Origin of the sequence: Clostridium psychrophilum (assembly GCF_018861705.1) — a bacterium.
Lineage (GTDB): Bacteria > Bacillota > Clostridia > Clostridiales > Clostridiaceae > Clostridium_AD > Clostridium_AD psychrophilum.
Window position 1 is genome coordinate 1 of the sequence record NZ_JAHLEC010000026.1, and the last position, 17,820, is coordinate 17,820.

At 29.1% G+C, this 17,820-nt stretch carries 19 protein-coding genes; 3 read left to right on the forward strand and 16 right to left on the reverse strand.

The features are described 5' to 3' along the window. Positions 1–555: 555 nt before the first annotated feature. A complete protein-coding gene (locus tag KPL38_RS07770) occupies positions 556–822 on the forward strand; it encodes a hypothetical protein (RefSeq protein ID WP_216288581.1) in 267 nt (88 codons plus the stop codon). A 21-nt stretch (positions 823–843) separates the two neighbouring features. On the opposite strand, the gene KPL38_RS07775 is transcribed toward KPL38_RS07770, so the two are convergent. Both KPL38_RS07775 and aspD read right to left on the reverse strand, forming a co-directional pair. Next, positions 844–1,764 (reverse strand): MBL fold metallo-hydrolase, encoded by a 921-nt coding sequence (locus KPL38_RS07775; RefSeq protein WP_216288582.1) that lies wholly within the window; start codon positions 1,762–1,764, stop codon positions 844–846. 108 nt (positions 1,765–1,872) lie between these two features. After that, on the reverse strand, positions 1,873–3,516 hold the full coding sequence (aspD, locus tag KPL38_RS07780) for an aspartate 4-decarboxylase (RefSeq protein WP_216288583.1): 1,644 nt from the start codon (positions 3,514–3,516) through the stop codon (positions 1,873–1,875). A gap of 497 nt (positions 3,517–4,013) precedes the next feature. Between aspD and KPL38_RS07785 the strand changes: the two genes are divergently transcribed. Together KPL38_RS07785 and KPL38_RS07790 are read left to right on the forward strand one after the other, a co-directional pair. Continuing rightward, a complete protein-coding gene (locus KPL38_RS07785; RefSeq protein WP_216288584.1) occupies positions 4,014–4,661 on the forward strand; it encodes a hypothetical protein in 648 nt (215 codons plus the stop codon). Positions 4,662–4,834: 173 nt separating this feature from the next. Further along, on the forward strand, positions 4,835–6,028 hold the full coding sequence (locus KPL38_RS07790) for a pyridoxal phosphate-dependent aminotransferase (protein WP_216288585.1): 1,194 nt from the start codon (positions 4,835–4,837) through the stop codon (positions 6,026–6,028). A gap of 151 nt (positions 6,029–6,179) precedes the next feature. Here the strand turns inward: KPL38_RS07790 and KPL38_RS07795 are convergent, their stop codons facing one another. The 14 genes from KPL38_RS07795 to KPL38_RS07860 all read right to left on the reverse strand — a co-directional run bounded on the left by KPL38_RS07795 (position 6,180) and on the right by KPL38_RS07860 (position 17,793). Beyond that, positions 6,180–6,326 (reverse strand): hypothetical protein, encoded by a 147-nt coding sequence (locus KPL38_RS07795; RefSeq protein WP_216288586.1) that lies wholly within the window; start codon positions 6,324–6,326, stop codon positions 6,180–6,182. A 54-nt stretch (positions 6,327–6,380) separates the two neighbouring features. Beyond that, positions 6,381–7,016 carry a pyrophosphatase PpaX gene (gene ppaX, locus KPL38_RS07800; protein WP_216288587.1) on the reverse strand — a complete coding sequence of 212 codons (636 nt, stop codon included), beginning with the start codon at positions 7,014–7,016 and terminating at the stop codon, positions 6,381–6,383. 419 nt (positions 7,017–7,435) lie between these two features. Next, on the reverse strand, positions 7,436–8,167 hold the full coding sequence (gene gpmA / locus KPL38_RS07805; RefSeq protein WP_216288588.1) for a 2,3-diphosphoglycerate-dependent phosphoglycerate mutase: 732 nt from the start codon (positions 8,165–8,167) through the stop codon (positions 7,436–7,438). Positions 8,168–8,285: 118 nt separating this feature from the next. Beyond that, positions 8,286–9,719, reverse strand: coding sequence for an amino acid permease (locus KPL38_RS07810; protein WP_216288589.1), 1,434 nt, complete (start codon positions 9,717–9,719; stop codon positions 8,286–8,288). Positions 9,720–9,906: 187 nt separating this feature from the next. Next, positions 9,907–10,128, reverse strand: a complete 222-nt coding sequence (locus KPL38_RS07815) for a hypothetical protein (protein WP_216288590.1) — start codon at positions 10,126–10,128, stop codon at positions 9,907–9,909. A 210-nt stretch (positions 10,129–10,338) separates the two neighbouring features. Then, positions 10,339–10,983, reverse strand: a complete 645-nt coding sequence (locus tag KPL38_RS07820; RefSeq protein ID WP_216288591.1) for a hypothetical protein — start codon at positions 10,981–10,983, stop codon at positions 10,339–10,341. 92 nt (positions 10,984–11,075) lie between these two features. Beyond that, positions 11,076–11,927: a DUF1186 domain-containing protein gene (locus KPL38_RS07825; protein WP_216288592.1), complete on the reverse strand. Its 852-nt coding sequence runs from the start codon at positions 11,925–11,927 to the stop codon at positions 11,076–11,078. Positions 11,928–11,991: 64 nt separating this feature from the next. After that, complete coding sequence (locus KPL38_RS07830) at positions 11,992–13,689, reverse strand: bifunctional diguanylate cyclase/phosphohydrolase (RefSeq protein WP_216288593.1); 1,698 nt, start codon at positions 13,687–13,689, stop codon at positions 11,992–11,994. A gap of 69 nt (positions 13,690–13,758) precedes the next feature. After that, on the reverse strand, positions 13,759–13,893 hold the full coding sequence (locus KPL38_RS07835) for a cyclic lactone autoinducer peptide (protein WP_216288594.1): 135 nt from the start codon (positions 13,891–13,893) through the stop codon (positions 13,759–13,761). 6 nt (positions 13,894–13,899) lie between these two features. Then, a complete protein-coding gene (locus tag KPL38_RS07840; protein WP_216288595.1) occupies positions 13,900–14,553 on the reverse strand; it encodes an accessory gene regulator ArgB-like protein in 654 nt (217 codons plus the stop codon). Beyond that, on the reverse strand, positions 14,537–15,022 hold the full coding sequence (locus KPL38_RS07845) for a hypothetical protein (protein WP_216288596.1): 486 nt from the start codon (positions 15,020–15,022) through the stop codon (positions 14,537–14,539). Before KPL38_RS07845 ends, KPL38_RS07840 begins: the two co-directional genes overlap by 17 nt. Before the next feature lie 105 nt (positions 15,023–15,127). Further along, positions 15,128–15,700 carry a DUF5317 family protein gene (locus KPL38_RS07850; RefSeq protein ID WP_216288622.1) on the reverse strand — a complete coding sequence of 191 codons (573 nt, stop codon included), beginning with the start codon at positions 15,698–15,700 and terminating at the stop codon, positions 15,128–15,130. Positions 15,701–16,000: 300 nt separating this feature from the next. Beyond that, positions 16,001–16,852: a sugar ABC transporter permease gene (locus KPL38_RS07855; protein WP_216288597.1), complete on the reverse strand. Its 852-nt coding sequence runs from the start codon at positions 16,850–16,852 to the stop codon at positions 16,001–16,003. An 11-nt stretch (positions 16,853–16,863) separates the two neighbouring features. After that, on the reverse strand, positions 16,864–17,793 hold the full coding sequence (locus KPL38_RS07860) for a carbohydrate ABC transporter permease (protein ID WP_216288598.1): 930 nt from the start codon (positions 17,791–17,793) through the stop codon (positions 16,864–16,866). Positions 17,794–17,820 lie beyond the last annotated feature (27 nt).

A 17,820-nucleotide genomic window follows, 5' to 3' on the forward strand; every position in this document is an offset into this window, starting at 1 on the left:
ACAACCTTTTTTCCCTGAATTTAAAATTACTTGCCGTCTTATAATATCAGGACAATCTTTTAATGCCCCATCAATTAAGGAAAAATTTTTATCAAAATCATTATATAAATTATACATAATTTAAGATAACCTTTTAGGTTGATTTAAACAAATGTCATTAAAATGTTATTGAACTAAACTGCTAACAGCAGCTATCTGTTTATCTTCCTAAATTCAAGTTTACTAACAAGTTACTTATATCATTGTTGCATTCTTGGTTAATTTCTATTAGGGGTAAAACCACGAAACCGATAAACTAATATAGCCCCATAAACCTTAGTTTAAAGGCCATATATTACATGAACGGTTTATATGTATATTTATCACCATATAATGCCACTTTATAAGCTATTAGTTCGGATTCATCTACGGTATACTCTATAATATTAATAAAATGTTCGAATTATTTCATACTTAACCAAGTATTTTGGGTTTATGGTACAAGTTTTAGGATATTTTACCTTTGCTAAAAAATGTAGTTTAAGTTATAATTTTATGAATAATGGAGGTGTGTTTATGAACGTTGATTTTTCTAATATTAATATGAATACCATTATTATGTTTGTATTAGCCATATTGCTTGCTTATCTTGGTATTTCTGTATTCAAAATAATTGGAAGGATATTAAGTATTACACTTGGTATATTTCTTTTAGTATATGTCCTTCAACAAATAGGTGTAACAATACCTCTTTTAACAGATATACTTAGCTTTCTTTTACAATTAATAAATCCAATTATAGATGTTATAAAGAATTTAATCAGTTCTGTAAAACTCAAGTAGGCACAGGGATATCCCCTATGCCTATTTTTGTACTTGCAAAATTTCTTTTATATCTTTTGAGTACTTAAGAAATCCCCTATCCACTGATAAAACTATAGCTCCTATTTCATTTAAATATTCAATATATGACATTGACATTCTTTCAATTAATAAATATTTGTATATATTTTTCACATTAATATTAAAAGTTTTAGTTACAACATTCATTATTTCATCCATTGTCATATACCCATCTATAACATCATATATTCTTGATGCTCTGTTCTTATAAAAATCTATATTATCAGTTATAAGTTGTGTAATATCATTATAGATACCTTTGTGTGCCACTACATATTTGCTAAATTTGAAATCGTACAGCTTTAATTTACTTAGCAAATCTTCACTTAATATGTATGCATATGGCATTTTAGCACCACTCATCACCTCATAGCTTATGAGTGTATCCCCTAAATATACAACATCATCTGGGGTACTAATACATATATGAGCAGGACTATGTCCTGGTGTATGAAATATTCTAAATTTAATACCTTGGATAGATATACTATTTTGAGTATTAGAAATCATAATATCTGTTTTGCAGATCATGCTTCCAAAATGCTTTTTAACATCAGTTAAAGTTTGGCTACTGTAATAAAGCTTAAGATTAATTACAGAGCTACAAATGAGAGCCTCATAATCTGGCATTGCAATAATGCAGTTATATTTTTCTTTTAAATATGCATTATTACCTATATGATCTATATGAGCATGAGTACATATTATCGCAACTACCTTAAAATTATTTTTTTCAAGTAGTTCATTTATTCCTTTCCTTTCTCCCTGTGCCCATCCTGAATCTAACATAATAATTTCCTTATTATTAACTTTATAAAAGGGTATGTATGTCATCCCAGTATCAATGCAGAATGTGTTCCCCTTTATTTCTTTTATTTTCATATTTCATTTTTAGCGAGAGAATGCATTACATATACACAAATCCACTAAATACTCGCTTCCTTTCTTTTATTCTAACTAACAAATTATTCTCTTACATATATATATCACTTAAATATGTATACTATCATCTATATTTTTCCAAGATGTCACATATTCCTCAAGTATTTTATGTAGTACCCTCCCAATTTCAGAGTAGTGCACATCATCGAGGTTTGCCAATGATATTCTAATTGACCATTCTGGCCCATCAAATCCACCACCACTTAATAAAACTATGGACGACTCTTGTGCTAAACGGAAAAGTATATCAACTGGCTTATAGTTTTCCTTTAAATACTTGGCAAATTCATCACCATAATAACTACATGCCCATTCCAACAAATCAAATTCTGTATAATAAGCAGCATCGTAAGGATCTTTTCGTAGTTCTAAACCCAAACCATCAAATAATAGTCTTTGACGACGGTGACAAATATCTTTTGTAAGTTGCTTATATCTATTTTCTTTATCAAGAAGTGCAAACACTGAAAAAAATGCCATTTGAATTTGCGCAGGAGTTGATAGCCCTGCAGTATGATTTAGTGCTACTTGCCTACTATCTGCAACAATTCTATCAATAAATAAAATTTCTTCAGGGTTAGTGGACAATATAGAATAGCGTCTCCTTGCTCTTTCTTTTTTATCTTTAGGGAGTTCTCTTAATAATTTATCAAATACATTATTTTCATGCAATGCAATAGTCCCCAGTCGCCATCCTGTTACACCAAAATACTTAGAAAAAGAATATACTCCTATAGAATTATATGGTAAATCAGCAACTAACGATCTGAAATTATCAACGAAAGTACCGTAAACATCGTCTGAAATAATCATTAAGTTTGGATTATCTGTTTTAACTATACTTTTTATAAGTTTTATTGTTTTAGGTCTCATAGCTACAGATGGAGGATTACTAGGATTAACAATAAATAATGCTTTTATAGACGGATCTTTGAGTTTCTCAATTTGAGAATCAGGATATTGCCAGGTATGTGTACCATCTGAAGTCTTTTCATCTGCTAAAAGCTCCACTACATCAAATTTGTATCTAGGTAAATGTGGAATTTCAAGATAAGGCGTAAATATTGGTGCCATAAGTGCAACTTTATCCCCAATTGATAATATGTTATTAGCAATCAAACTATCGAATATATAACACATACCTGCAGTGGCCCCTTCTACAGCAAATATGTTAAATTTTCCTTTTGGTGTGTCATTATAGCATAATTCTTGAATAAGATAGTCATGCACAACTTTTTCAACATGTGTAAGCATTCTATCTGGTTGCGGATAGTTATCGCCTATAATACCATCAGCAAGTTCGTGTACCCAGTCATCTGGATTAAATCCTTTTGTTACTATTCCATATTCAATAATATTTTTAAGAAGCAAAGCTCCTGGATAATTAGAATTTTCAGCAATAAATTTCTCAAAACGCTTTGCAATTCCTAATTTTTGAGGCATCCCAGCAAGATCGTTATTATTCCAGACTCTACGTGTTTCTAATGTTGAGAAAAGTCCAAACGTGAAGAAAGCTTCACGAGGAGTTACAGCTGTCCAATTAGGATTACCCCTTCCTGCATCTAATAATGAACGGGTACTTTTTTCTTTTGATTCAGATGCAAGACTTATTAACTTGTTTTTAAGTTCAAATGGACTTACCTTACCATAAATATGTTCTATTTCTTTGCGTTGAACCTCAAATCTATTCATATTTTTCCTCCTCATGCTTTTCTAATTAAATCATCTCCTGGGTCGCTGCAACAACATTTGAAAACAGACTTGAAGCTTCCAAAATGTTGTTAAAAATAGTTCAATATATTTTATACAAATTCAAATATTTCTAAAGTCACTAATACTTATAGTATAAACTTTACTTAACGACATACTTTCTATTACATTTTAACCTATTATTTAAAACTTATTTAGATACATTTTATATTCACTTAATAATCAACATTAAATTATAATTATTGTATTACTTTTATTTAAAATTGTAAAAATTACTTTTTACTTAAGCAAAACAGTAACTAATTGCAATGCATATAATAAATGCATAGACATTATCTTATTTTAATAGCATACTTAACTTGTTTACACCTTCCCAAAAATATAGTATATTAGATAATAAGTGTAACTAAATTTATGTATTTAAATATCAATAAAATATCAATAAAATATTTTAAAATAATATAAAGGAGGTAATAACAATGGGAAGTATCATAAAACCTAACTGTACTCTCCTTGAGGATATTCAATTTAATATTTATGACTCAGAAGTTTCATATTATGGTGGTAATCAATATTGGTTCCCGAAAAAGTTTAATCAGCTTAGTGGTTGTGGACCTGTTGTTGCCGCTAATATAACTGCATATTTATCTCAAACATTTACAGATAAATATAATGATTTATACCCCTACAAGGGTATTGTTAATAAAAAAGATTTTACTTTGCATATGGTTGAAATCAGGAAATATGTGAAACCAGGTATTTTTGGACTTACCTCTGTTAATAAATTTTCTGATGGTGTTTTGTCTTTTGCAAAAAATAGAGGTGTATCTTTAACTTCTCATATTCTAGATGAAAAAGCCGATAGTATTCAACAAGCTATAGACTTTATATTAGAGGCTTTATCTCAAAGACTTCCAGTTGCTATATTAATTCTTAAACATCAAAATAAAGAGTTTAAAGAATATACTTGGCACTGGATGACAATCACCGGTTTAAATTTGAACTCTCAGTCTAATAAATGTTTTATTTCAGTTTCTACCTATGGTGAGCATCGAGAAATAAATCTAGAATTGCTTTGGAATCAAAGACGCTTAAAAGATATAATTAGATTAGCGTATTTTACTTAATATCTTACATTTAAGTACCTCATAAGGCTTATATTTCTATCTCAGTTTTATGAGGTGACTTAGGATGTTTTTTAGTTTATTTTAAAATGGTAATTATTATGAGTATTATTGCTTTAGGGCAAACCTTTTGGATTTTAAGATTTACTATATAAAAAATATAAAGGAGATTAAAAATGATATCTAATAAAATGAAAGATTTAGTGGCTAATAGTTCTGCAATAAGGGCTATGTTTGAAGAAGGTAAGCGATTATCTGATATTTACGGTGAAGAAAATGTTTTTGATTATAGTTTAGGGAATCCCAATGTTGCACCACCTGAAAACATTAAAATTGAAGTTAATAAAATATTAAACGAAACAGCTCCTAAACTTGTACATGGTTATATGAATAATTCCGGGTATGAAGATGTCAGATCTAAAATAGCTGACTTTTTAAACAAAAAACATAATATAAATATTTCGTTTAATAACATAGTTATGACCTGTGGCGCTGCTGGTGGTTTAAATATTTTGCTTAAAACGTTGCTTAACCCAGAAGACGAAGTTATTGTTTTTGCACCATTTTTTGGTGAATACAGAAACTATGTAAATAATTTTGATGGCAAGCTTATAGTCATTCCTACAAATGTTGATACCTTTGAGCCTGATATGAAGTTATTAAAAGATAAAATAAATATTAAAACAAAAGCAATTATTATAAATTCTCCAAACAATCCAACAGGTATTGTATACTGCGAAAAGGTAATACAGGATTTATCAAAAATTCTACAAGAAAAAGAAGAAGAATTAGGTACAAGCATATATTTAATATCTGATGAACCATATAGAGAAATAGTTTATGATAATGTTTATGTTCCATATATTTTAAAATACTATAAAAACTCTTTTATTGGATATTCATATAGCAAATCCTTATCACTTCCTGGGGAACGAATCGGATATGTAGTTGCAAATACAGATATAGATTGCTTTGATGATATAATGACCTCACTAAATGTAGCCAACAGAATCTTAGGCTTTGTAAATGCACCCTCACTTTTTCAAAGGGTTATTGCAAACTGCCTAGAAGTTGAAGTTGACGTGAGCATATATGAAAGGAACAGAAATCTTTTATATAACCATATTACAAAAATAGGCTTTAAATGCATAAAACCACAAGGAGCATTTTATTTGTTTATGAGAACACCAATAGCAGATGATAAGAAGTTCTGCGAAGATGCTAAACAGTTCAACTTATTACTAGTAGCAGGATCAGCATTTGGATGCCCAGGACACGCAAGATTGTCTTACTGCCTTGATTATAAGAGAATACAAAACTCACTACCAGCGTTTGATAAATTAGCTAAATTATATAATATTACAAAATAGATATAGTTACTATCTCAATTTTGTAATAGATCTTATATTATTTATAAGCATACTACGCCTGGATAAAAAAAGGTGAATTTTTTAGGATAACATTTTGGGGTATATTTTACCCTTAAATGTTATCCTAACTTTAATAATGCTCACTAATAATTTAATAAACTGAAATATCCAAGTTTTGTTCCTTAGCCAATCTAAGAAGTTCACTTTCGCTTGCTTTATCAACAATCGCAACTAGTGAATTGCTTCCTAATATACCTACCTTATCTAACAAATCTTCTTTCAATTTTTCATAGTTCATATTAATCACCATTACCTTTCTAACATTAATTTTTTTAACTAATTATTTAACTAATTATTTAACTAATGATACCAGTTCTTCCATACTCTCTATAACATGATCTGACTCATACTTAAGTATAACATCTCTAGGAAGTGCACTCCATCCAACAACTACAGATTCTATCCCTGCATTTTTTGCACATAAAACGTCAAATTGTGTATCTCCCACAAAAATAGTTTCCTCCGGTTTTCCTCCTAATTCCCTTAACGCCATAAAAGCTGGTGTAGGATCTGGCTTATGTATTTCTGTATCATCTGCAGTTATAATACTCTCAAAATAATCAATTAATCCAAAATGTTTTAATCCCCTAATTGCCGAATTATTTAAACGAGAAGTAACTATTCCAAGTTTATAGCCTTGGCTGTACAGTTCTTTTACTCCTTCTTTTACTCCATCATGAATTCTAATTAACTTATCGAAGTTATCAATTTGAAATCTCCTATAAGTTTTAATTGCTTTTTCACTATTTTCGCTAAATTTTCTGTTTATTGTAACCTTTAAAATTTCTCCAAAACTTTTAATAATTTCCTCTCTGCTCACCTGTTTATTCAAATACTTCTTATAAGTATATTGAAATGATTGTATAATTAATTCATTTGTGTCCAGCAAAGTTCCATCCAAATCAAACAATATATTCTTAATTGCCATAAAAGTATACCTCCCCCTTATTTCTTTATACTAATTATAGTATTAACTTATGGTGTAAATAAAGCAACCCTTAAAAATAATTTAAAACCAACAATCCTATACATTTACGTTACCATGCATACTTATATTAACATTTATAACCTAATAGAAAACACAAGAAATATTACATTTTCTAGTGTTTTCTGTAAGAATTTATAAACCATCATGATTAAATTTGTTTTAACAACATTTTGGAAGCTTCAAGTCTGCCATCTTCTATAAGTTGCAGTTGTCTAGCCTAGGAAAATTACTTTAGTGGCAGTCTAAATCTGCTTCCAAATGTTGTCGCAGCTCCATAGAGGAGATGATTCATCTCTTTCAGAGCTGTTTGCATCTTCTTCAAAGCTGTTGCAGCGACCCAGGAGATGATTTAATATAATTTAAATATTCTTAGATATTTTTTCTTCTGGTAGTTCTCCATCAATCCCTAAATAATAGTGCCTAATAGGCTCCAGTTTATCATCTAATTCGTATACAAGTGGAATTCCTGTAGGTATATTCAAACTTACAATATTGTCACTTGATATTTTATCGAGATGTTTTACTAATGCTCTTATAGTGTTTCCATGTGCAGAAATTATAATTTTTTTACCTGCTTTAATTTGAGGTACTATTTCCTGATACCATTCAGCCATAACTCTCTTCACAGTATCCTCTAAACTTTCTGTTGTAGGAAGTTCTTCTTGTCTTAATTCTTTATATTTTAACTCCATACCAGGATATCTATCATCAGTTTTCAAAAGTTCTGGTGGTCTTACATCAACATATCTTCTCCATTTATGGACTTGTTCATCTCCATATTTTTTTGCAGTTTCAGCCTTATCTAAACCTTGTAGCGCTCCATAATGCCTTTCATTAAGCCTCCATGACTTATATACGGGAATCCACATTAAATCCATCTCATGCAAAACAATCCAAAGTGTTCTAATTGCCCTTTTTAATACAGAAGTATACGCTATATCAAAAACATAACCATTTTTCTTAAGTATTTGGCCTGCTTTTCTTGCCTCGATTAGACCATTTTCTGATAAATCTACATCTGTCCAACCTGTAAATCTATTTTCCTTGTTCCAAACACTCTCGCCATGTCTTATTAATATAAGTTTAATCAAATTATTACCCCCCCCTACTCATTTAATCAGCTTTCTTTATTTGCATACAATACAATTATAATACACTACAGCTCATTATATATTTCCTATAAATAATAAAAATTACTTATTATATTGACTAACTATCCTTAATATTGTTTTTAGACAAAATTTTTGTTAAATAAGTTATCAAAAATCCAAAAATTATAAATCCTACTGGTCCACCATAGTTTTTTAGAATTGGAATAATTGCTTCTGAAAAATTCTTGGATCCTGCAATATTTCCGTATCCAGCTCCAAAAAATGCTAGTACGCCTAATATAAATACAACCGTTGATGCCACGATAACAGCTACTTTTGATTTTAGCATTACAAACGGAGGTACATTACCTTTAAGTCTATATATTAAATATGCAGCCGCAAGAACAATATATGGTATTGCAAGAGACAACGCTGATAAAGTCGTTAATAAGTTAAAAAAATTATCTATGTTGTTAAGTCCAGCGAGTGGTACTATTATTAATACTAATAATATGATACATTGAACCCAAAGTGCATTAACCAATGTTCCATCTTTACGTTTCTTAGTTAAAAATTTAGGGAATGTTCCAATAGGAACCTCTGAGAACATAGCTCTAATTGGGGATTCAAGCCATACTACAAATGCTGCTATAGATGAAATAGTTAAAATAAATGCATATATTTGAACAGATATTTTGCCATTTAATCCCCAATTTTCTGCTAATATCTTATAAACAACATAACCTGCATCCTTAACGCCTGCTTTAGTTATTAAAGCGGGTGACGCTACTAAACATATTGCAAGGGATCCCAGTATATATGCTCCAGCTACAAATGCCGTTGCTATAATAACTGCCCTTGGAAAAATTTTTTTAGGGTTTTCGACATCCTTAATATATGTTCCTGCTACCTCTGCACCCGCAACAGCAAGAATTAACCATGAGAAAGTTGAAAAATAATTAGCATCAAATTTCGGAATAACTGTTGATGGTGTGAAACTTGTAGCTGATGGTTGCTTTCCAACTAATACTCCAACAACTGCAAATACTATAAAAATAACTGTAACAGTTAAAGTTAGCTTTCCACCTATGTCACTAATTTTTGAGAATCTTTTAACTCCAGTTGTTGCTATGTATGTTAATGCTATTGCTAGTCCAACTCCTATCCATGGTAGCAAATATGCATTAGTATCGTTAAATCTGTTTTCACCAAAAAGAGTCCAAGATATCATAACTGGTATTCTCGAAAAAACCATTTGTAAATAAAATAGATTTGCAACAAAATATGACCAAGTGCCTATGAATGCCCATTTGGGTCCAATTGAGCATTTTATCCAAGTATATAGTCCCCCCTCTTTATCTTTGTTAGCAGATGCAAGTTCTGCTATCATAACTGATAACGGTAAAAAGAATAATAATGAAACAATAAGCCATGATGGAATTGCTGCAGGTCCAAGCGTCACCGCATTTGAAGCAATATTTCCAAATCCAAAGGTTGGAACAAAAATTAGCATTACTAAAGTCCATAAACCTAGTTTTTTTGTATCATTCATAATTTCACTCCCTAATTTTATTGTCACCTTATAATATTCTATTAAATGAACAAAATTCCTCTAAAAGGTTATATTCTTTACTCTTTATGTTAATTAAATGTAATGCTCATATTAAATATAGAAAATATAGAAATCTTGTCAAACAATATAGGCATATTCCATGGAATATGCCTATATTAAATACGTTTTATAAAAAATTTTCTATTTTATAACTTCCATCACTATTATCATCTGTGTTATCTCGCTTGCTTGTCACATTACTCGCATTTTCTGATGACAAATCATTAGATTTTTTTTCAAGAAGTAGATCTTTTATACTATGACTATTTGCTATATTATTTAGTGCATCCATTGCATTAGCTTTTTGCATTTCATCTCGTTCTTTATTACTATTGTTATTATATATCATATATACTCCTCCTCATTTCTCAAATTATAATGTTATTATTAGCTTTTTTATTATTGTAATACTATGAGATAATTGGGATTTTATTAACACAAAAAAAGATAACTGGGATTTGTCAGTTATCTTTTTTTATATATTATAAAGATTTAATATTTTAACGACATTTCAGGAGGAAAGTCGTTAATCTTAGCGCAACCCAGGAGATGATTTAATCTATTGACCTAAAGATGTTTTAACAACGTCGTTAGCAAATTCAATAGGATCCTGTGGCGTCCACCTTTTATCTGTAATTATAAATTTATATGTTTTTTCTTTTACAACATTAGATACCTTCGCGTTCTTATATTCTTTTATTAAAGCATTAATAAAAATTTTGAGAACTTTAGTACTATATTCTTTTTCATTTGTTAACTTTAAGGTTTTAACCTGCTTAGTTGCTTCTGCTATTGTTTTTTGAGAATCAGCTTTGGTATTCATAATATATGTTGATTTCAACTTAACTTGTGAATATTTAGAAGTTTGAGAAACAATTTGTGTAGTAACTGATACTTTATCTAATCCACCTATATATGCTTGATACATTTGTTCTGTTTGCTTATCTTCAATTTTTAAATTTCCCGATTCAAAACCTGTTTTCAATGCATTTTTGTACGTAACCTTTTGTGTTTGTCTAAGTTTATTTGCTTTTTCTTTCGTTACACCAATTTTTGATAAATTAGTCATGTCTCCCTTAACTATATAGTTAAACCAAACCTTAGCCGATTGATCTGAATTCATTTCGGGTTTACAACCCACAAGCAGCATAGGTACCATAATTATAATTACAAATACAATCAGACTTGTTTTAGCTTTTTTCATGAAATGCTCCTTTTTATAACACAATTACTATATATTATAACATTTTTTTTGCAAATTCACTAAAATTAAACTCGTAATAAATATTATTACTGCTACCTTTTTCTTTGACCCTTTTTACTATCTTTTACTTTCTTTTTTTTATTTTTATTTTTGTGCTTGTTCATCTTATTAATTCCTACCATATATTGAGACTTAGGTAGATCATTATTTCTTGCGAAACATTCCCAACAACCTAATTCTTCTATAGTATCTTTAAAAAATGCATACCCCTCATTTTTTAATTTGGAGAATTTCTCTTTATCATGGATTTTAATAGCTCCATCAACCTCTTCTAGAGATATACACTCCTCATCTACTAAATTATCCACATATGCTTTTTTTATATACTCATATAATTCACTAGGACCCACTTCACAAGAATCATATATTAATTCATTCCAGACTTGTGAAAACTCTCGTTCAAGTTTTCCTTCAAATAAGCTTTTATAATATTCTATTATTTCACTTTGGGATTTAACACCTTCGCCTAAAAGTACAATAAAGGATTTAATAGCAGCACATCTAACATATTCATTAACATCGTTATCTTCCACTAATTTTTTTATTGGTTCTACATCTCCACCACAAACTGAAGCTAAAATTTTATGTAAATCCTGTGTAAGATACTCACCAAAAATGTCGTCTGGTATCTCCTTTTGCAAACTAACTAAATCTATAATTAATTTAAAACTTTTCTTTTCTTTGAACTGTGCTAACAAAAATGTTGCATATATATGTGCAAAATAATTATAATTTTTTAAAACGTCATTATAATTTTCTTTTGCGTTTCTTAATACATCAAGTAATTCAGGTATGAACTCCTCTTTATGTTTTATTATTTCCTTTAATTGTGCTTCTGGAAATTTACCATTATTATACTCGATTTTCTTAAGCATTTCGCTCATTAAATAAAACTCCTTCTTAATTATAATTTTAAAAGATTATGTTCTCTAGCTACATTTTTTAGTGCTATCTCTCACCAAACCCGTTTTTGCTTTCTATAATAACTTGCACAAATGCATCAACAATGTCTTTATCAAACTGCGTGCCCCTGCATTTTCTAAGCTCCGCAATAGCCTCTTTATATGTTTTTCTTGTATTGTAAGGTCTGCTAGAAGTCATGGCATCAAAGCAATCCACTACGGTTAACATTCTCACAAGATAAGGTATATTTTCTCCTTTTAAACTATCAGGGTATCCCGTGCCATCATATCTTTCATGATGATGTAATATTAACGGAATAATTTCCTGAAGCGATTCAACATGTTTTATAATCTCTGCTCCATTTATTGAATGTTGTTTCATTATTTCCCACTCATCTTGAGTTAATGGCATATTTTTATTTAATATTTCCTTTGGAATATTTATCTTTCCAATGTCATGCATATAAGCACCATATATTAAATTTTTCTTGTTTTTATCATTTAACTCAAGTTTATCTGCTAATAATCTACTATAAATAACTACCCTTTCAACATGCCCATATGTATATTTATCTTTAGCATTTATAACACTTATCAACGTTTTTATTGATGTAATAATATCTATACGTTCATCTTCTGTATCAACTTTTAACTCATCTAATATAGAAGTATAACTTTCTACTCTATTTTTATCAAAGAACTTAGCCCTATAAAGTGCATCATCCGCACTTTTAAAAAGTTCGATAGCATTTTTAGCTTTATATGGATAAATTGAGATTCCTATCGAAACAGTCAGCTTACCATTTGGCTGGTTTTCTTCACCTTTAAAATAAGTTTTTTCTATCTTACTTCTTAATCTTTCTGCGAGCTTCATGGCATCTGCCTCAGAAGTATTTGGAAGGATTATTGCAAATTCTTCTCCACCATATCTTGCTACTATATCATTTTTTCTAAAACTATTTTTTAATATAGAACCTATAGTGCTAAGAACTTCATCACCCATTTGATGTCCATTAACATCATTATAAACTTTAAAATAATCTATATCTAATAATATCATCGAAACTAAATTATTCTCTTGTTCACTTATTTTCATTATTCCATCAAATGCATCATAAAAAAACCTATGATTATAAAGCCCTGTGAGTCCATCTTCATTTGCAAGATTCTCAAGTTTTGTTATATGTTCATTTTCAATTTTCACATAAAACCCCAATGGCCATGCAGTAAGAATGAAAACTCCGGATAAAATTAAATCATTTTCAAAATACAGATTAACCGGTGAATTAGCTGGACCCATAAGCAGATCCAATACTAATATAAAGGTTGAAGAAATACATGCTATTATCATACCTTGTTTCATACCTTGTTGTATAGTTGTTGCTATTATAATGAATAAAAATAAAAATTTGTAGTCACTTGTGTTTTTCCCTGAATAAAGTATAACAATAATAAAAAACAAAACAAACAAAAGATTTTCCAACAATGAAACAATATTAATATATTTTATATCTATTTTTGTAACAGTTGATATTGACCATATAAAGTAAATTGAAAATAATAATAATATTACTACGAAAAATGAAATAAAACTGTAACTATTATTAGGTGTGATTTTTGCTATGTCACTGCCATTGAATATATATCTTAGGAACACTATTCCTGAGAATAATAATGATGCTAATTTTACTATTGACACTATTTCCTGAATTTTTTTTTGTTTTTCATTTTCTAAATTACCCATATTATCACTACCTCATCAAATTCATTATAATAAAATAATAAGGTCAGTAAAACTGACCTTATCTTTTTATTATTTTTCCCTTAGACATTTTGGTTCTTCAGGCTGATAAGCGCACCACCAGCATGCTGAAGAAGCTGCCGAAGTTGCAGCAATAGTGGTTACTACTGCAATTAAAGTGAATAAGTGTTTTTTTAAATTTTTCATATTACTTTACCCCCTTTTCTTAATTATATGATTTAAAAAGAGATCTACTTTACCTATTAATAAGTGTCCTGAAATCGTAAGCGTAAATGTTTGCCATAATATGCCTGCATATAAACATAAAACATATAAAAAAAGCTTTTTTTCACCATTACTTATATACAGCAGGATAAGAACTACTGTTATAATAAAATATACACCTAAAAGTATTATAGATCCTTTTTTCATCCGTCTCTTTTTTTCTGCTTTAACTATAGGCTTTGCAATGCTGTCTACTGGGGCTAATTTATAAATTATATAATAAGACCATATAAAAATTACAACCCCAAGTATTACAACTAATTTTAAATTAACCCCTGAGTTTGTTAAAAATGATACTAATATTGCTTGTCCTACACTTACAACAATGCCTATAAAATTACAAATCCATGGTGAACTTGTATGAACCCCGCCAGAATATTTTCTAAGAATACTGGCTGTAAATGAAATTATTAAAGCTTCAAAAACAACATGAAATAACAATCCAAATAAAAATACAAAAATTATAGAAATAATCATCTGCATTAATGCAAAAGTTCCATAAGCAATTACTTCTTTATTATCGTCATCTAAATTTAATTCTGAAGCTACTTTATTAGCAATGTTATTAGATATTCTCTCCATCTATTACCTCTTTTAGCTTTTTTCTTCTAGACAAATAAAAATAATATGTAAATACTATAGTTGCAAAAATCAACAATGATGGAATACCATATAATACTTTTAATAAAGGTTTACTTAAAAGTTTTACAATATTCACTTTAAATATATGCTGAATTATAAACATATTAATTCCTTCACAGATGAATTCCACAGTTAATGCCATGATACTCGCTTGTATGGCTTTAATTATATTAATTTTATTTATATTAACAGTTAATACAATAATCACTATTATATTAAGAATAATATGAACCCCATACTGAATTGGTAATAACCTTATTAAATAAACTGCAATAACAAAAATTAAACTTGATATTACATACCTTTTTATATTAATAACAGTCTTTGAAAAAGCATATACTGCAAAAATGATTAAAAATTCCTCCGGAAGACCTCTTAAAAAAATAACTAATAATGTCAATTTCAGCATATTTTGCTTCTCCTTTACAACTTGGTGAATACTTCTATATATATTAATAATTATATCATAATATTACAAAATAGGATATAATTCTTAATATAATTCGATTAAATATTAGATGCTATTCGTGCGTGTTTCATCTTTCAATATTTTTGTTTTATTAATGACTTTTATGGTATTAAACACAATGATAAAAGCAAAAACTCTTATACATATATCTCCAATACTCATAACGCTATACCCTACATCAATTATGTCTGTTAAAAACTTCAGCTTAGTAACTTCACTGCCCAAAATATGTATATCATTAACTCTTATAAATGAATCTGGTTTTGCATAACCCGTTAAATATGATAATGTTGGAAATACAGGCATTTTTCCATTATTAGCCGATATTGCAATTTTATTTAAAATAGTTCCAATAAAAATAAATATTGATCCTATAATTGCACTAATATTAAGTTTATATTTAATAATCAAAATGAGAAATGTTAAAAGATAAAAATAATGAAATGTACTAGCATATTTTATAAATGTATAATTACCATTAAATATCATAACCTCTAAAATCATATACATTATTACAAATGTTAATAAAGGATATATAGCCCAATTCTTAAAAAGTGGTGTTACTTTGTACCCTTTTATTTTCGAATAAATAATTGCTAAGAGTATAGGTTCAATCATATATATTCCTTTCATTCCAAATTTTAATAATTAATATGCTTACAATAAGAATTATACTAATTATTTTAATATATTTCTACCTTTTCACAAAATAATTATCTATCCTGCAAAGCATACAATTAATTATCAACTAATTATTCTAAAAATTCGCAATGCTCTATGTTTTATTAATTTCTTATATAAAGCTCTTTTCTAAACTTAAACCAAAAAGCCAAAAGTTTCAGCATTAATCCAATGCCCTACTTTTAGCTTTTATATTTTGATATTTTAAACATCAACTTTGTAATACTACGTTAGATTTTATCCCTTAACACTACCTACTGTAAGCCCACCAACAAGATATTTAGATAAACAGATAAATAGTATCATTACAGGAACTGCTGTAATTAAAGCCCCCGCAGAATATATACCCCATGCAGTTGAAAATTGTCCTTGCATACTTACAAGTCCAACTGGCAGAGTTAACTTTCCAGCATCATTTATTATTACACTAGCCACTATATATTCAGACCAAGCTCCCATGAAAGAGAATAATGCTGTTAATGCAACTGCTGGTCTTGCAAGTGGTAATATTATCTGATAGAAAGATCTAAACACTGAAGCCCCATCTACATAGGCACTCTCCTCGAGCGACTTAGGAATGGTATCATAGAATCCTTTCATCATCCAAATGTTAAAAGGAATTGATGTAGATACATAAATTACTGCCAATGCAAAATAACTATTTGTCATATTCAACTTAATTATCATTAAATATAGAGGTAACAAAGTCATAGCTAATGGGAACATTTGAGTAACTAAAATCAGAGTCAAGCCCATTTTTTTACCTCTAAATTCAAACCTAGAGAATGCATATCCAGCAGTAACTGAAAGTATTACACTAAAAACACAAGCACAACCTGATACAATTAAACTATGCCAAAGCCAATTTAGCATATCATATTGTATAAAAGCTTGTTTAAAATTATCAAATGTTGCATTTTTGGGAATTATATTTAAAGATTTGGTAAACAATGCATTTGATGGTCTTAAAGATATTGTTAATATATTTAATATTGGATAAACTGCGCATACGCATGCAACTATTAAAAATGCATATATCAATATTATTTTTCTAGGAGAATCTGTTCTATTAAATCTTCTACTTTTCATGCATTTCACCTCTAATCATCTGATTTTTGTGCTCTAATAAATACAGTACTAAATGCTAGTAAAATTAAGAATATAACTACCGAAAGCGCTGCTGATTGACCATACCTGAAATATTGGAACGCTCTCTTAAATACCATAGTTATAAGAATTTGCGATTCATCTGAAGCTGAACCACTTGTAATTATGTAAATTACATTAACCATATTAAACGTCCACACTGTTCCAAGTACTATAGCAGGAGTTAGGATTGGTTTTAATAGTGGTAGCGTTATGCCTTTGAATTTTTGAAAGTTCGTTGCCCCATCCAAATCTGCCGCTTCATATAACTCATCTGGGATACTTGAAAGTCCACCAAGTGATATCATCATCATAAAAGGAATTCCAAGCCATATATTAGTTATAATACAACCTACAAAAGTCCAACTTGGTATAGATAACCACGGAATGGCTGCCGCGTTACCAAAAATATGTGTTAAAATAACATTCACAGAACCATATTCAACATTAAACATGCCTTTCCAAGTCAACGCAGCAACATACTGTGGCACAGCCCAAGGTAAAATTAACAAAACTCTTATAAATGCTTTACCTGGCAATTTTCTATTTAAAATTACTGCAAGAAATAATCCTATTGAGACATGAAAAAATACATTAATGGCAGTCCATAATATTGTTCTTATTAAAGTTGAATAAAATAAACTATCAGCAAGTATATTTTTGTAATTATCAAGTCCAATCCAAGGATAAACCTGACTTTTTAAATTTAATAAAGTTACATTTTTAAATGAAATTATTATTTCGTATATAAGTGGATAAGCTACAACAACTATTAAGACTATAGTAGCGGGTGCTAAAAACAAGAAAGGTGTCAATTTACCTCTTCCTATTCCTAAATTACTACTTACTCGTTTCTTTTTTGTTTTTCTCACAATCGCCTTCATGTCAACTCTCCTTTCTTAAAATAAAAG

Excerpts from the sequence above, each read along its gene's own strand:
- KPL38_RS07790 (WP_216288585.1), top strand. The coding sequence starts at position 4,835 with ATGATATCTAATAAAATGAAAGATTTAGTGGCTAATAGTTCTGCAATA.
- KPL38_RS07855 (WP_216288597.1), bottom strand. The coding sequence starts at position 16,852 with ATGAAAAGTAGAAGATTTAATAGAACAGATTCTCCTAGAAAAATAATA.
- aspD (WP_216288583.1), bottom strand. The coding sequence starts at position 3,516 with ATGAATAGATTTGAGGTTCAACGCAAAGAAATAGAACATATTTATGGT.
- KPL38_RS07795 (WP_216288586.1), bottom strand. The coding sequence starts at position 6,326 with ATGAACTATGAAAAATTGAAAGAAGATTTGTTAGATAAGGTAGGTATA.
- KPL38_RS07830 (WP_216288593.1), bottom strand. The coding sequence starts at position 13,689 with ATGGGTAATTTAGAAAATGAAAAACAAAAAAAAATTCAGGAAATAGTG.
- ppaX (WP_216288587.1), bottom strand. The coding sequence starts at position 7,016 with ATGGCAATTAAGAATATATTGTTTGATTTGGATGGAACTTTGCTGGAC.
- KPL38_RS07835 (WP_216288594.1), bottom strand. The coding sequence starts at position 13,893 with ATGAAAAATTTAAAAAAACACTTATTCACTTTAATTGCAGTAGTAACC.
- KPL38_RS07770 (WP_216288581.1), top strand. The coding sequence starts at position 556 with ATGAACGTTGATTTTTCTAATATTAATATGAATACCATTATTATGTTT.
- KPL38_RS07820 (WP_216288591.1), bottom strand. The coding sequence starts at position 10,983 with ATGAAAAAAGCTAAAACAAGTCTGATTGTATTTGTAATTATAATTATG.
- KPL38_RS07785 (WP_216288584.1), top strand. The coding sequence starts at position 4,014 with ATGGGAAGTATCATAAAACCTAACTGTACTCTCCTTGAGGATATTCAA.
- KPL38_RS07840 (WP_216288595.1), bottom strand. The coding sequence starts at position 14,553 with ATGGAGAGAATATCTAATAACATTGCTAATAAAGTAGCTTCAGAATTA.
- KPL38_RS07860 (WP_216288598.1), bottom strand. The coding sequence starts at position 17,793 with ATGAAGGCGATTGTGAGAAAAACAAAAAAGAAACGAGTAAGTAGTAAT.
- KPL38_RS07815 (WP_216288590.1), bottom strand. The coding sequence starts at position 10,128 with ATGATATATAATAACAATAGTAATAAAGAACGAGATGAAATGCAAAAA.
- KPL38_RS07845 (WP_216288596.1), bottom strand. The coding sequence starts at position 15,022 with ATGCTGAAATTGACATTATTAGTTATTTTTTTAAGAGGTCTTCCGGAG.
- KPL38_RS07850 (WP_216288622.1), bottom strand. The coding sequence starts at position 15,700 with ATGATTGAACCTATACTCTTAGCAATTATTTATTCGAAAATAAAAGGG.
- KPL38_RS07810 (WP_216288589.1), bottom strand. The coding sequence starts at position 9,719 with ATGAATGATACAAAAAAACTAGGTTTATGGACTTTAGTAATGCTAATT.
- KPL38_RS07775 (WP_216288582.1), bottom strand. The coding sequence starts at position 1,764 with ATGAAAATAAAAGAAATAAAGGGGAACACATTCTGCATTGATACTGGG.
- KPL38_RS07825 (WP_216288592.1), bottom strand. The coding sequence starts at position 11,927 with ATGAGCGAAATGCTTAAGAAAATCGAGTATAATAATGGTAAATTTCCA.